The 13,499-nt window shown below is 69.3% G+C and carries 10 protein-coding genes, 15 tRNA genes and 1 pseudogene; 24 read left to right on the forward strand and 2 right to left on the reverse strand.

The window, feature by feature from the left end; translation table 11 throughout:
- Positions 1-6 precede the first annotated feature (6 nt).
- The 22 genes from AB0F15_RS33095 to AB0F15_RS33200 all read left to right on the forward strand — a co-directional run bounded on the left by AB0F15_RS33095 (position 7) and on the right by AB0F15_RS33200 (position 8,222).
- A tRNA-Gly gene (locus AB0F15_RS33095) sits at positions 7-79 on the forward strand.
- Between the two features lie 5 nt (positions 80-84).
- Positions 85-156: transfer RNA gene (locus AB0F15_RS33100), tRNA-Glu, on the forward strand.
- A 39-nt stretch (positions 157-195) separates the two neighbouring features.
- A tRNA-Arg gene (locus AB0F15_RS33105) sits at positions 196-268 on the forward strand.
- A gap of 37 nt (positions 269-305) precedes the next feature.
- Positions 306-378, forward strand: a tRNA-Asp gene (locus AB0F15_RS33110).
- A gap of 150 nt (positions 379-528) precedes the next feature.
- Positions 529-601, forward strand: a tRNA-Glu gene (locus tag AB0F15_RS33115).
- A 203-nt stretch (positions 602-804) separates the two neighbouring features.
- Positions 805-877 (forward strand) — tRNA-Leu (locus AB0F15_RS33120).
- Between the two features lie 5 nt (positions 878-882).
- Positions 883-954 (forward strand) — tRNA-Gln (locus AB0F15_RS33125).
- Positions 955-973: 19 nt separating this feature from the next.
- A tRNA-Gln gene (locus AB0F15_RS33130) sits at positions 974-1,046 on the forward strand.
- Positions 1,047-1,050: 4 nt separating this feature from the next.
- A tRNA-Leu gene (locus tag AB0F15_RS33135) sits at positions 1,051-1,136 on the forward strand.
- A gap of 7 nt (positions 1,137-1,143) precedes the next feature.
- Positions 1,144-1,234 (forward strand) — tRNA-Ser (locus AB0F15_RS33140).
- Between the two features lie 10 nt (positions 1,235-1,244).
- Positions 1,245-1,319, forward strand: a tRNA-Ile gene (locus AB0F15_RS33145).
- Positions 1,320-1,347: 28 nt separating this feature from the next.
- Positions 1,348-1,440: transfer RNA gene (locus AB0F15_RS33150), tRNA-Ser, on the forward strand.
- 26 nt (positions 1,441-1,466) lie between these two features.
- Positions 1,467-1,540, forward strand: a tRNA-Lys gene (locus AB0F15_RS33155).
- A gap of 4 nt (positions 1,541-1,544) precedes the next feature.
- Positions 1,545-1,615 (forward strand) — tRNA-Arg (locus AB0F15_RS33160).
- Between the two features lie 14 nt (positions 1,616-1,629).
- A tRNA-Asn gene (locus AB0F15_RS33165) sits at positions 1,630-1,702 on the forward strand.
- 140 nt (positions 1,703-1,842) lie between these two features.
- A complete protein-coding gene (locus AB0F15_RS33170; RefSeq protein WP_360279064.1) occupies positions 1,843-2,031 on the forward strand; it encodes a hypothetical protein in 189 nt (62 codons plus the stop codon).
- Positions 2,032-2,676: 645 nt separating this feature from the next.
- The gene (locus AB0F15_RS33175) at positions 2,677-5,349 is read left to right on the forward strand and encodes an RICIN domain-containing protein (protein ID WP_360279067.1); all 2,673 of its coding nucleotides are present in this window, start codon (positions 2,677-2,679) and stop codon (positions 5,347-5,349) included.
- A gap of 234 nt (positions 5,350-5,583) precedes the next feature.
- Positions 5,584-5,781, forward strand: coding sequence for a hypothetical protein (locus AB0F15_RS33180; protein ID WP_360279070.1), 198 nt, complete (start codon positions 5,584-5,586; stop codon positions 5,779-5,781).
- Positions 5,782-5,906: 125 nt separating this feature from the next.
- Positions 5,907-6,548 (forward strand): hypothetical protein, encoded by a 642-nt coding sequence (locus AB0F15_RS33185; protein WP_360279073.1) that lies wholly within the window; start codon positions 5,907-5,909, stop codon positions 6,546-6,548.
- Positions 6,549-6,854: 306 nt separating this feature from the next.
- The gene (locus tag AB0F15_RS33190) at positions 6,855-7,241 is read left to right on the forward strand and encodes a hypothetical protein (protein ID WP_360279076.1); all 387 of its coding nucleotides are present in this window, start codon (positions 6,855-6,857) and stop codon (positions 7,239-7,241) included.
- A 121-nt stretch (positions 7,242-7,362) separates the two neighbouring features.
- Positions 7,363-7,497, forward strand: a complete 135-nt coding sequence (locus AB0F15_RS33195; RefSeq protein WP_360279079.1) for a hypothetical protein — start codon at positions 7,363-7,365, stop codon at positions 7,495-7,497.
- Positions 7,497-8,222 (forward strand): hypothetical protein, encoded by a 726-nt coding sequence (locus tag AB0F15_RS33200; RefSeq protein WP_360279082.1) that lies wholly within the window; start codon positions 7,497-7,499, stop codon positions 8,220-8,222. Before AB0F15_RS33195 ends, AB0F15_RS33200 begins: the two co-directional genes overlap by 1 nt.
- 49 nt (positions 8,223-8,271) lie before the next feature.
- Here AB0F15_RS33200 and AB0F15_RS33205 read toward each other — a convergent pair whose 3' ends face one another.
- A complete protein-coding gene (locus tag AB0F15_RS33205; protein WP_360279085.1) occupies positions 8,272-11,160 on the reverse strand; it encodes a BTAD domain-containing putative transcriptional regulator in 2,889 nt (962 codons plus the stop codon).
- 146 nt (positions 11,161-11,306) lie between these two features.
- Here AB0F15_RS33205 and AB0F15_RS33210 point away from each other — a divergent pair, with 146 nt between their 5' ends.
- Positions 11,307-11,756, forward strand: coding sequence for a hypothetical protein (locus tag AB0F15_RS33210; RefSeq protein WP_360279088.1), 450 nt, complete (start codon positions 11,307-11,309; stop codon positions 11,754-11,756).
- 4 nt (positions 11,757-11,760) lie between these two features.
- The gene (locus tag AB0F15_RS33215; RefSeq protein WP_360279091.1) at positions 11,761-12,597 is read left to right on the forward strand and encodes a hypothetical protein; all 837 of its coding nucleotides are present in this window, start codon (positions 11,761-11,763) and stop codon (positions 12,595-12,597) included.
- Between the two features lie 189 nt (positions 12,598-12,786).
- Here the strand turns inward: AB0F15_RS33215 and AB0F15_RS33220 are convergent.
- A pseudogene (locus tag AB0F15_RS33220) lies at positions 12,787-13,332 on the reverse strand (SLATT domain-containing protein); the annotation flags it as partial.
- Positions 13,333-13,499 lie beyond the last annotated feature (167 nt).

Below are 13,499 nucleotides of genomic sequence, written 5' to 3' on the forward strand. Positions count from 1 at the left end.
CGTTCTGCGGTCGTGGTGAACTCGGCGGACACGCCAGGCTTCCACCCTGGAGCAGAGGTTTCGATGCCCTCCGGCCGCTCGCATGGCGCGGTCGTCTACGGGAAGGACGCCGGGTTTTCACCCCGGACGGCGCGGGTTCGAATCCCGTCCGCGCTGCCTCGCGGACCACCGGCTTCGGCGCCGGTCGTTCGCTTCGCCCCGGTAGCTCAGCGGACAGAGCGCCGCGCTACGAACGCGGAGGTGCCAGGTTCGAGTCCTGGTAGGGGTACTGGTCTACGTGCTTTACGGGCACGCCGGCCGCAGATGGTCACGTGGCCCAGCGGCGAGGGCACCGCACCGTCGATGCGGCGATCGCGGGTTCGAGTCCCGTCGTGAGCGCTCCGAACAGCACGACCGTCACGGTCGTTGTGCTGGTCACCGGGTGCGAGGGGCACTGGCGACCCCACCTGATCCGGGATCAGGAGTCACCGCGTTCGACTCGCGGGCATCCGACTACGGCCCATCCGAGCGGCTTGCCGCGGGCCCGATGGCGCGTTGGTCCAGTTGGTACGGATCCCCGGTTCTCGCCCGGGAGACACGGGTTCGAGTCCCGTACGCGCTACGCGAGGGGTCCCGGCTCGCCACCGGGTCCCGAGGGTGGCCCCCTCGGGGGCGGTACTCCAGCTCCGATGACAACTTCCTCGCACGGCAGGGTTCGAGTCCCTGGGGAGCCACCACAACACGATCTCGACGAGCACCGCGGCCGGCGGAGTGCCGGGTGCACCGTCACGCCGCTCTAGCCCGACCGGCAGAGGCAGCGGCGAAGCCCCTGTAGCCCAACGGAAGAGGCACCGCGTTCAGGTCGCGGCCAGTCCAGGTTCAAATCCTGGTGGGGGCACGCTTTCCCGGTTGGTGTAGCTGGCAGCACGCCGGACTTTGGATCCGTGAGCCCAGGTTCGATCCCTGGACCGGGAGCCGGACAGCGACCTGCCGATGCCCGTTGGTCCAGCTGGCAGGACACCGCGCCCTGGACGCGGAGATCCGAGGTTCGAATCCTCGACGGGCAGCAACGCCCCTGTGGCGGAACCGGAAGACGCACACGGCTCAAACCCGCGGGCCCGCGAGCGGGCATGCAGGTTCGACTCCTGCCGGGGGCACATTTTTGGAGGGCTGGCCGAGCCAGGCAAGGCACCGGGCTGCTACCCCGTGGTCCGGGACCGAGGTCCCGGCGCGCGTTCGAATCGCGCGCCCTCCGCGCACGAGAACGAGGTGGAGCACGGCGGTCTGTGCAGCGCGCTGATGACGCGAAGAATCAGGTTCGACTCCTGGCACCTCGACCACCACGACCACGTAGCCGTTGTCGTGCAGGGAGGATTGGCCGAGCCCGGAAAGGCAGCCGTCTCGAAAACGGTGGTCGGCGTGACGAGCGCCGCGCAGGTTCAAATCCTGCATCCTCCGCCACACCGCCCAGGAAGCGGCGGTGACCTGGGTCGTTAGCTCAACTGGATAGAGCCGCCGACTCTTACTCGGCAGGTTCGGGGTTCGAATCCCCGGCGGCCCACCTCGCCCCGTGGTCCAGCGGATACGACTCCGGCGTCCGAAGCCGGGAACGCAGGTTCGACTCCTGCTGGGGGCACTCGCCACGATCATTCCCTCGAGGCGCAACAGGCTGCGCACCCGACTGTTGATCGGGAGGCACCAGGTTCGAGTCCTGGCGGGGGAGCTGCGTCGCGCCCAGCGTCCCTTGTGGAGCCAGGGACGACGCGCAGTTTCGGGGGACGCGCCGGAGCGCAGACGATCCTTGCAAGATCGTCGCGGTGGGTTCGACTGCGCACTGACGTCAGGACGCTCGAGCTGCTGCCGGTGCAGTGGTGGCATCTGGTGCGGGCGCTGCTGTCGCCGGACTCCTGGATGCGGTACCTGAAGAGCGAACGGGACGCGGCCGCGCAGGGCGTGCGCCGGAGCGTGCAGGCCGACAACGAACTCTTCCGCGTGGTCGGTGCGTTCGGCCGCCGTAGCGAGCCTTTCTCCCCGGAACGCGTACCAGTTTAGCGGGCACAGCCGCGGTGGCCCTGGTTGCGCCCGCGATCCGCTCGGCGCCCCCGGCCGGGGCGGCACCACGTTGCCCGGCCGGGTTGGCGCCCGCCGCGGCACGCTCGCGCGCGCCGACGCGGGTGATCCGGCAACGCCCCTTCACTCGCTGAACCCGGATCCCCCCGGTCGGCGAGCGCATGCCACGGACACGCGCTGCACCCCGGGGCCCGAACCCGACCCATCGCGACCATGAGGCGGCCGCCTGTGCTGGCCGCGGCATCACAAGCGCCGCCAGGGGGCCATCATCCGCCACGGCTGCCATCGTCAGCCACGACAGTGGCCTGCTAGCCGCCGCTAGCCGACGTTTCCGGCGCCGCAACCGACGACGGGGCACAGGTCATCCAGTGGACCGCCGACGACGGGGCACCCAGTTGCAGCCTGAAATTTCCCGGAATTGCGCTCTTCTTTGAAAGTTTCACGGGATCGCGCTCTTCTTTCGTCGCAAGCCATAGATGTGTTTGACACCACGAGTCGACCCCGCTTATCGTTCTGTCGAACCGGTTCGAACACGATTGCTTGTTTTGGTGACCCCGGCGGTAGTGACGGCGGGTCCGATGATCGGTGTATCCCCGTAGACGCGACACCCGCGAAAGGGATTTCTTGATGCGTCAGAACAGCCCTCGCACGCTATCCCGGCGCTTCGCCCGCGTAGCGCTGGCCGGCGCCACACTCCTCGCGATCATCGACACGGGACAACCCGCCGCCGCAGGACAGCCGGCCGTCGCAACACAGCCGGCACACGCGGCCGCAGCTGGCGGCGCCGCCGCGATCGCCTCGGTCGACCTGGCCGGGACGTGGAGTTTCACGCCGACGGGTCGGGGGGCGACCTCGATCACCGTGCCCGGCGGCGGCTGGTACAAGCAGGGCTTCACCGACGTGAACGAGGCGGTGTACTCGCGCACCATCACCGTGCCCGACTCGGGTCAGCCGCAGTCGACGTGGATCGAGTTCGGGGCGGTCAACCACCAGGCGACGCTGTCGGTCGACGGCCGGGTGGTGGCGACGCAGACCACGGCGTTCACGCCGTCGAATTTCGACATCACCGCCTACGCGGCCCCCGGCAGCACCCACACGATCAGCGTCGACGTGAAGGGCCGCGGCGCGTTGAAGGCGTCCAACGGCCGGTACCTGGTGCCCGACGCCGCCGAGTGGTCCGAGGCGGTCCCCCAGGGGATCTACCGTTCGGCGTTCCTGCGGACGTACCCGGCGGTGTCCGTCAGCGACACATTCGTGCGTACGTCGGTGGCGAACAAGACGTTGACCTACGACGTGTCGGTGCGTAACACATCGGACAGTTCCCGGTCGGTGACGTTGACCGGATCGCTGTCGTCCAACAACGGAACGGCTTTCAGCTACACGGAACTGCCCAGCCGTACGGTCACCGTGGCGGCCCACTCGACCGCGACCGTGACCGTCGGGCCGGTCGCGTGGAACCTCGACAGCACCTCGTACTGGTGGCCCAACGTGCCGTACCGGCCGGGGTACCAGGCGCAGCTGCACCGGCTGACGGTGCGTGCCGTCACCGATGACGGGCACACCGGCGACGCCACGTACCGGTTCGGCTTCCGGGAGGCCACCCAGAACGGTGACTACTACTACCTCAACGGCGTGCGCGTGAACTTCCGCGGCGACAACCTCCAGGGTGCCGACTACGACCGGATCAACAACGGCGGCAAGGGCGACGCCTACGACACCCTGCCCGGCTTCCTGCCCCCTTCGTCGAACAACGGCGGCTGGCCGCAGACGGTGGACAACTACCAGCGGCTCAACTTCAACGTGCTGCGCGTCCATCAGGAGCCGGCCAGCCCGTACATGCTCGACGTGGCCGACGAGATGGGCCTGATGATCATCGACGAGACCGCGATCCGCGGCTCCCAATCCGGGCAGGACTGGATCGCCGGGCACGACAACATGGTCAACCACGCCCGTGCGCTGGTCCTGCGCGACCGCAACCACCCCGCGGTCATCCGCTGGAGTCAGACCAACGAGCCGAACCAGAGCGGCCAGGATTCCGAACAGTTCGAGAAGGACCTGTACGCGGCGATCAACGGCAACGACGGCACCCGGCCGGTCATTGCCGAGGTGGGCGTCGACGGGAATCTCAACGGGTATCCCGGGATGACGTACGCCAACTTCGCGGTGATCCCGCACTACGTCGACGGCTTCGGCAGGTACGGGGAGGGCCTGAAAACCGTGAATGGGCGGCCCGACGGCGAGGGCGAGTACATCTGGCCGGCGTGCAACAACAAGCAGGGCTTCGAGTGGTTCGCCACGGCAACCCTGGCCAAGCGCGGCAAGAACGCCACCGACCTGCGTCCGTACACGCTGCTGTCCGCCTGGGCCGGCGTCGTGCCCGGAGTGCGGACCACCGACTTCACCCCGGAGGAGGGCGGTCACCCCATCTACGGCGCGGACAACCTCCCGGCCCCCTGGAGCAACCCGCAGATCCAGCGCGTCCAGGCGGCGTTCAACCCGGTGGCCGCGGTCGACCTGCCGTTCTGGTCGGCCTCCGGCGCCTCGGACTCCAACGGCACCTTCCCGCTGCCGCAGGCCGTGCCCAACTACGCCCGGAACGCCACGGTCACCCGCAACATCACCGTCTTCAACGACGACTTCGCCGACACCTCGGTGGGCTTCACCTGGACGGCGCGGCTCGACGCGCCGGACGGCGCGGTCGTCGCGTCCGGAAGCACGACCCTGACCGTCCCGCTCGGCTCGCGGGTCACCCAGCCGGTGTCCTTCACCACCCCGGCCACCGGCAACCGCGTGTACCTGCAGCTGTCGACCACGAAGTCCGGTAACCCCGTCTTCACCGACGCGGTGGAGTACTTCAACCTCGCCGGAGGCGGCGGAGACGGACCCGCACCGGGCACCTACCGCATCGTCAACCGCAACAGCGGCAAGCCGCTCGCTGTCGCGGGCAACTCCACCGCGGACGGCGCCAAGGTGGTCCAGCAGAGCGGCACGGCCACCTGGACCATCGCCACGACCTCCGACGGCTCCTACACCCTCCAGTACGTCCCGAGCGGAAAGGCGCTCGACGTCAACGCCAACAGCAGCACGGCCGGGCTGCAACTGCAGCAGTGGACGGCCAACGGCGGCACCAACCAGATGTGGTATCTGCGGTCCACCGGCAACGGCTACTACACCATCGTCAGCCACGACAGCGGACTGGTGGCGGACGTCTCCGGTGCGGCGACGAGCGACGGGGCGCAGGTCGTGCAGTGGGCCGCCAACGGCGGGGCCAACCAGCAGTGGCAACTGAACCGGGCCTGACCGGACGACCCGGTTCTCGCCTGCTGCCGCGGGGTCGACGCTACCCCTGGGCGCTCGGCCCCGCGGCCAGGGGGCGAGATGTCAACTCCGAACGTCGGCAAGCGACCACCACGGAGCTCTTGTCTCCGGTCCCATCGGTACAGGCCGGCAGACCACCGCAGTGAACGCATCGAACCGCCTCGCTCGCGAGCGGTAGGCGCTCGTCAGGGCCCCCCATGGGGGCCCTGACGAGCGATGACGGCTCTGCCGGCGACGCTCCCCGGCGGCGAACGCATGACACTCTCGCTTGAGATCGCAAAGCTTCAAGCTTTACAAGGAAAGTTAAAGCGGGGATCGGTGCGTGGCTGGGTCGATATCGCAACAAAGAAATGCCTGGTCCGCCGTGACTCGGTGGCCTTCAAACGAATCGTCGAGGCACTGCGAGAATATTGATCGGCGTATCAGTGGAATGTGAAAGGTCACCAAAGGTGGCCAGCTGCCGCCACTCTTGGCCAGGGAGTGACGAGCGACGTGCCGACTGGTCTGCGGGCTGACTCGCCGGAGCGAACCACTCGACCGTGGATGATCCCACGGGTTGGCGATTACAAGAGGGGCGCCTGCCGCAGCCCCAATGGCGGGATGCTGGCTTGCTCGTCCGTTCCGATACCGGCGTCGACCGGATGTTGCTGAGCTGCTACCACCTGCCGGCGCTGGACGAGAACTGGAGTTCGGTGGACCGTGGGGTGCGATTGCCGGGCCCGAAGGAGGGCGGAGTCTGCCCGGACAACCTGGTGGGCTATCTGAACGAGCCGGCATCGGTGGCACGGTCGACTGCGCGGTGGCGAGCGCGAGCCGCCCGTGGACGCGGCGCTGCGCGATCGCCCAGATCGGCCAGGTCGTCGGCACGGGCTACGGCGAGCCTGAACGACCCAGTACGCAAGATCGGTAAGGTCAGTGGGCTGTCCTACGGCGTGGTGGCCCGGATCGACGTGACCATCGGCTGGACGCCCGGCGGCTGTGACTACCTTCGGGCTTCGGCAATCTGCGCGGCGACCGACGGGGTCGATCAGCTCCCATCGGCCCCACCGACGCTGCGCAGCCCAGTCCAGCGCGGCCCCGAGGTTCCGAGCGTGGCAGCGAAAGTCTTGTGCGCCAATACTTTCGAGCCGTGGTCGGCCACCACGAGCCCGGACGGCAAGCCGATCGAGCACCACAAGTGACCGCGGTCCACGTCACTCAGGACGACCGCGATCGGGTGGACTTCCTCTGAGCAGCGACAACCTGCACACGTACTACGCGGGCGCGGTGCTGGTCCACAATGTTCGCCGGGGCCTCGTCCGAGGACCTTGACCGGCTGGCCCGGACACCACGCAGAATCCGTCACGTACAAAGGAATTGGGCAGCAGTCGGAAAGCCTTCTTCGGGAAGGACGGCTCGACTATCGTCATCCACCCCAGGCACCCCGACGGCGGAACGATCTTCCGGAGGGATCCGAACGAGGTGGACGACTATTGGGAGAGGCTGAATTGAATCCGCTGACCCCGGGCGACTTGCTCGCCTCGGACGAGATCGCACTGCTGGACCGGGCGCTGCTGGAGTGGGGTGGTCCCGCCCGGTGCAGTGACGAGCTGGCGGTCGGCATGGGGTTTGCGAGTTTCGATGACCTGATCACGCAGTGCAAACGGCTGCGAGCAGCGTTGAAGGCGGGGAGTCCGTTGGCCGCGGTCGACTGGGCTCGGACGCTGATCGCGGCGGAGATCGTCTTCGTCAGCGATCTGGCGGGCACCGGGTTCGAGTGGAGGACGACGACCGGGCTCGATGACGTAACGACGATCCAGGCCTTGCGCGTAATCCAGCGGAAGCTGGGGAAGGTGGTTCGTGCGTACTACGGGAAGCGGCCGAGCGATGCGTGACTGAAGAGACAGGGGCTGAGTGGGTGGTTCTCGAGTCGATGCGACGGCGACTGTCCGACGGGCTGCTGATCCGGGCCGACTTGCAGCTGGTGATGGAGCGTCGGCCGCGGGGGAGCGCGCGGTGAACAACATGCGCAGGTTCGAGCCCTCGGCAGGACACCACACAGACGGTCCCGCGTCTGACCAGCTGTTTTCCAGCGGGATGCTGGTTATCGAAGGCAGTTTCCAGCTCGGCAACCCGGGCGGCGATGCCTGATGGCCGTTTCAGACCGGAGCTCATCGTCCGATACCTCCACTATCGTCCGGGCCGTCTCGGCGATCATGGGTACGGTCGTCGGGCTCACGTTCCTGTTCGGCTTCGGCAGCGTTCTCGGCCTCGCCCTCCGGCTGGGAGTGCCAATCTGGGTGGCGCCGCTCGTCGCGCCCGCGGTCGACCTCTCGATTCTCGGTCTGCTGCTCGGTACCAGGCACTTGGCCCTCACTGGCGCTTCGCAGGCTGTACTTCGTCCGGCCCGCCGGCTGCTGATCTTCGCCAGCGTGGTCACGCTGGCGCTGAACGTGGCGGAGCCGCTCGTGGCGGGCGAGTACGGGAAGGCGGCGTTCGACGCTGTTGGCCCGCTGCTGTTGATCGGTTGGGCAGAGGTCGGGGCCGGCTTGCTGCAGGCGATCGGCGAAGCTGGCCGGACACCGGTAGTCCTCGATTTCGCCGAAGTAGAGAATGCTGAGGAACGAGTTCAGGAGAAGTCGAACGGTCGCTCGGCGTGCGGCCAGACGCCGGCGTGGCCGGCCTGGTCGATTGGTCGGTTTCGGTGGATTTCACGATCGCCCGGGCGCATCAGCACGCCATCAACATCACCCGCGCCACAAGTGGGCTGGTTCGAACTACACGGATCTGCAGCCTCCGAGCGCTCGGTTGCAGGCGCCGAGCTTGTGCGTGCCGGGGCCGAGGACCGGCGGCCCGATCGGGTCCTCCTGCGGTGAGAACTCGGTTTCGTTCATGTTTTCCTTCCTTTCCTTGGGTGGTGAGAGGTCAGGGAACGAGGATGCGCAACGAGGAGTCGCCGAGACCCAGGCCGTCGAACGCGCTGCGCCACTGCCGTTCGTGGCGCCCGGCCGACTCCCGGTCACCGAGGGCCGCGAAGACTCGTTCGGCGCGGGCATGGGTCCGGGCGATCTCGAGCGGCGCGTCGAGCCGTCGCCAGATGGCCAGTGCGCGCGTGAGCGGCGCGACCCCGGCCGTGGGCTGGTCACGAGCGCGGGCGAGATCCGCGACGAGGCCGAGGGCGAGGCCGAGACCGAGCCAGTCGGCGTTGTCCTCGTAGGTACGCACGACGCCGTCCATGGCTTCGGCCGCGACACCCCACCCGCCCCGGAGCGCGTCCAGCTCGGCGTGGACGTGGTTCAGGTACGCCGCCATCTGGTCGTTACGTGTCTCGCGCGCCGTGGCAAGTCCTTGTGCCACCACGGTTTCCGACTCCGCGATCCGGCCGGCCTCCATCAGCGCGACCGCACGTTCCACCTCACAGCGCAGGCCCAGCCGGACGTCGCCGAGCAGGTCGGCCCCCTCGGCCGCCCGGTCGATGCAGGGCAGCGCGTCCCCCGGCCGCCCCGCCTCGAGGTGCATGCTCGCGGTGGCGACGTCCAAGGAGACCGTGGTCGGCGATGTCGGGACGAGCCGCGGGCCCAGCTCGGCGATGCGGTGGGCGGCGTCGGTCAGCCGCCCGGCCCGAAGCAGTCCCCAGACGCCGTTGACCAGCGCCCGCTCCTCCGCGGACCGGTCTCCCAGCCGCCGCGCGAGCTGCTCCTGCTCCGCCGCCAGCGCCAACATCTGCCGGGCTCGCGCGGTCCGGGAAACCCAGGGGAACAGCACCGACAACAGCCGCAGCAGCGTCTCGTCCGGGCCAGTACGGCGGACGTGCTCGACGACCGCGAGCAGCCGTCGGCCCTCATCGGCGGTGAAGGCACGCAAGTTCAAGTAGGCGCCGAGGCTCAGTGCCAGCTCGCCCGCGACCGCGCTACCCGGCAGCCCGCAAGCCTCGTCGACCGCGGTGAGCAGGTTCGGCAGCTCGATGTCGAACCAGTCGCGGGCGTCCGCGGTGGCGTCGGCCAGCTGCCCGTCGGCCTTCTTGGCGCGGTCGAGCCAGGCGCTCAGATGGCGCTCGACGACGACGGCGCGGGCCTGAGGCGTTTCCTCGGCCAGCGCCCGTTCGCGAGCGAAGGCCGCGACCAGCCCGTGCATCCGGTACCGGCGCCGGCCCAGCGCGTCACGCGCGGCGAGGTCGACGAGATGCAGATCGACGAGGTGGCCGAGCAGCGGTCCCGCGGGATCGTCCAACAGCTCCGCGCCGACCCAGGCGGGCCATTCGGACATCGGGACCAGGCTCAGGTAGCGGAACAGGCGCCGGGACGCGGCGTCGAGCGCCCGGTAGCTCAGCTCGATGGTGGCCCGGACGTCGAGGTCCCCGATGCTGAGCCCGTCGAGACGGCGGCGTTGCTGGGCGAGCTCCGTGGCCAGCTCGGCGATCGTCAGGTCCGGTCCGACGGCGACCCGCCCGGCCGCGATGCACACCGCCAGCGGCAGGCCACCGCAGAGCTCGACGAGCTCGGTCGCCGCGTCCGGTTCCGCCGCGGCCCGGGGCGCACCGGCGATCCCGGTCAGTACCGCCAGCCCCGCGTCCGGTTCGAGCACGGGCACGGTCCAGCGGGACGCGCCGAGCAGCGCACCGAGGCGACGGCGCGAGGTGATCAGCGTGGCGCAGGACGGCGTGCCGGGCAGCAACGGCCGGACCTGGCGCTCGGCCGCCGCGTCGTCGAGGACGACCAGCATCCTCCGCCCCGCGAGCGCGGTGCGGTACCGGGCGACCCGCTCCTCCGGGTCGTCGGGTATCTCGGGCCCGGCGACCCCGAGCGCCGCCAGCAGCCTGCCGAGCACCGTGTGCGCGTCGACGGCGGCGCCGCCCGCGCCCCGCAGGTCGGCGAACAGCTGCCCGTCGGGAAAGTCCCCGGCGAGCGCGGCCCCCGCGGCGAGCGCCAGCGACGTCTTCCCGATCCCCGCCGGGCCCACGAGCAGCCCGATCGGGGCGACGGTCCCCGTGGGCCGGTGCAGGGCCGCCCGGATCTCGGCGAGCAACCCGTCCCGGCCCGCGAGCTCGGTCGTCAGCCCGGGGAGCTGCCGGGGTACCGCCCGGACCGGCGCGGCCGGGCCCGTCAACCCGGGATCCTGCCGAAGGATCCGCTCGTAGAGTTCGCGGGCGGAGCAGGCGGGCTCGACGCCCAGTTCGTCACGCAGCCTGGTCCGCAACGCGGTGTAAGCGTCGATCGCGTCGCTCTGCCTGCCCGCGCGGTACAGGGCGGTCATCGCGAGCACGACCAGGCTCTCGCGCAACGGATGGTCCGCGACAGCCTCGGCCAGCTCCTGTGGGCAGGGCGAACCGCCTTCGTCGAGCACAGTGGCGAAATGACGCTCCAGCAGGGAAAGACGTCGTTCCACGAGCGCGTCGGCTGCCCCGCGCAGGATCTCGCCGTCCAGCCCGGCCAGCGCCGGTCCGCGCCACAGCCGCAGTGCCGCCCGCCGGTCCCCGGCCTTGGCGAGGGCGTCGAACTCGACGACGTCGCACCGGAGACCCGTGAGGTCCATCCGGAAGCCCGCCCCCTCGGCCACGATGACCGACTCCGGCGCCCCGGCCGCCACGAGCGTCCGCCGCAGGGCGGTGACGAGATTGCGGACCTGCCGGACGGCGGTGTGCGGGGGTGCGGCGTCCCAGACCGTGTCGACGAGCGAGGAAACTGTCACCAGCCGGCCCTCCGCGAGCGCCAGCGCCGCCAGCAGTTTCTGCTGTCTCGCCCCGCTCAGCGGCACCCGCGCGCCCGCCGCGTGCACCTGGACGTCACCCAGCAGCAGAATCGAGACCTCGGCCACGGTTCCCCTCCCTATCGCAGACCTTAGCCGCACCGGTGCCTGGAAACGACCCGGTCGCCGGCAATGCATGCGCGATGCACCGGCGATGCGGCCGCCCGCGAGCCTGGGTGAACCCGGAGAGGTTTCACCGAGGAAAGGGAATCAGCATGCAGATGAAGGGCAAGGCCGGAAAGCTCGTGCGAGCGGCGGTGGCCGTCCTGGGGGTGGGGATCGCGGCTCCGATCGCGCTCGCCGGCTCGGCACAGGCGTTGACATATGTCGGCAGCGACGCGGGGGTCGAGGGACGCTGCCACAACTCGACCTACTACCTGTGCCTGTACTACAACAGCACCCGGACGACGGCGTGGTGGGGAACCCAGACCTCGGTGTCGGATCTGGGCACCCGGACGTTCTTCGCCGGCACGGGCACGGGCTCGGGAACACGCGTGAAGACCAACGCGGCGGCTGTCGCGTGTGACGCCGGATCGAGCTCGATCTGCTACATCTTCTCGCTGCCCGGCTACACGGGTGGTCGCGACTGGCTGTACGGCGGCTCGAGCGGCCGGCTGCAGGAGACCTACAACGATGACGCCTCCGTGAAGATCAGCTGGGGCTGAGCCGATGCCCACGCCGTATCGCCGCTTGGTGCCCGCCCTGCTCGTCCTCGGCCTGATGACCGGCTGCTCCGCAGTGGCCGCGGTGCCGGCCCCCAGTCCGGCTCCCCCGGCCGACGTCGTGACCGACGACCTCGAGCTCCCGATCAACGCCTACCGGTCGACCGCATGGGAGACCGGGGAGCTGATCCTGGCCCGAGCACTCCTGATCGACGACTGCCTGACCCGGTCCGGCCCGCGCCACGGCGCGGCGCCCGACCAGGCCGGGTCCGAGCGGCAAACCCGGAACCGGATAGCCGATTTCGGGTTTCACGGCAACAAACGGCGATACGGCGTGACCTCGGCCGAGGACGCGCGCCAGTACGGCTACCACCTGCCAACCTCGGTGAACGGCGCCGAGGCCGCCCAGCCGGAGAAGGCGCCGCCGGGCCAAGCGGCATGTGCCGCGGAAGCGGGCAAGACCTTGGCGCTGGAAAGCGGCGATGCCGAACTGGCGCGCGGGATAGCGTCGGCCTCCTTCAGCGAGTCACTCGGGGATCCACGGCTGGGGAAGGTGGTGGCGGCGTGGTCCGGCTGCATGAAAGCCAAGGGGGTCGAGCAGAAGGATCCGCTCACCGCGGTGTCGGCGTTCGACCTGAACGGTGCCCTGACCCAGCGGGAGATCGCGACCGCCACGGCCGACGTCGCGTGCAAGCGGCAGACGGGTGTCGTCGAAACCTGGCGTGAGGTCGAGACCGAGTACCAGAACACGAGGATCGCGGAGCACCACGACGAACTGCGCACCATCCTGGACGAGCACACGCAGCTGATGAAGCGCGTGGCCGCGGTCATCGCCGAACACTGACGCGGTGAACGTCCGTCCCTCGGCCCCGATCACCCAGGCTGCCGCGGCCGCCCGAAGGGGCCGGATCGGGCCCGCTGGCCGGAACGACACCCCACGACGACGCGGAGATCGGGCGACCGGAAGTCCTTGTTCAACGCCTTCGTGATCTCGTCGCGCGTGCGGCGATGGTGGTGCTGGCGTCGCCGACCTTCAGGTTCTCGAGCAGGGCGTCAAAGATGTCGTCCACGGTCGTCGTCCCGCCTCGCCTTCATTGAGACGGAGCGCCTCTGGCAGGAACAGGTCGATCTCGCGGGAGGTGAAGGTCAGCTCCTCGTTGTTCTTGAGCCCGTCCTGCGCCCGGACGTAGGCCTTGGACGTGGTCCGGGGCGCGTCGGCGTAAGCAGCACGCGTGGCCTCCTGGAGTTCGTCGCGACGCGCGCGAGCGTCCGCAGGCACGGTCGCGGCGGACATCAGATCGGTGATCAGCGACAGGTATGACTCGCGTACGTCCCGCAGCCGCGAGGCGATCTTGCGGTGGGCCTCAGACTCCTCGCTTAACTTGAAGCTATTGGAGGCGAGGCTCAGCGCGCTGACGACGAGGGCGATGAACGAGGTCGCAAGGCTGGTCAGGACCTGGTTGCCCAGCATGCCGAGCACGGGCGCGAGGAACGTTCCGGCGCTGACAGCCGTGAAGGCGACCAGTACACCCTGCTGCCACCGGTATCGCCTGAAGCAGATGTCTGCTTGCTTCTCGTGGGTCTTGTGGCTCTACACCACCCGGCCGAACGCCTCGCGGACCTGCGCGAGCAGGTACTCCTATCGCTCCGACTTAGTGGTTGGTTTTGGAAGTTCTTCGGGGGTCAAGCAGCCAACGGGATGTCAACCTTGTCTTCCCGTTCGTGGTGATCGATCCTGACGAGCAG

The organism is Amycolatopsis sp. NPDC026612, assembly GCF_040638285.1.
Classification (GTDB): domain Bacteria; phylum Actinomycetota; class Actinomycetes; order Mycobacteriales; family Pseudonocardiaceae; genus Amycolatopsis.

What these genes read in the sequence shown, in the direction of transcription:
- AB0F15_RS33180 (WP_360279070.1), top strand. Translation starts at nt 5,584, where the DNA reads ATGACGGCTCTGCCGGCGACGCTCCCCGGCGGCGAACGCATGACACTC.
- AB0F15_RS33200 (WP_360279082.1), top strand. Translation starts at nt 7,497, where the DNA reads ATGGCCGTTTCAGACCGGAGCTCATCGTCCGATACCTCCACTATCGTC.
- AB0F15_RS33175 (WP_360279067.1), top strand. Translation starts at nt 2,677, where the DNA reads ATGCGTCAGAACAGCCCTCGCACGCTATCCCGGCGCTTCGCCCGCGTA.
- AB0F15_RS33210 (WP_360279088.1), top strand. Translation starts at nt 11,307, where the DNA reads ATGCAGATGAAGGGCAAGGCCGGAAAGCTCGTGCGAGCGGCGGTGGCC.
- AB0F15_RS33215 (WP_360279091.1), top strand. Translation starts at nt 11,761, where the DNA reads ATGCCCACGCCGTATCGCCGCTTGGTGCCCGCCCTGCTCGTCCTCGGC.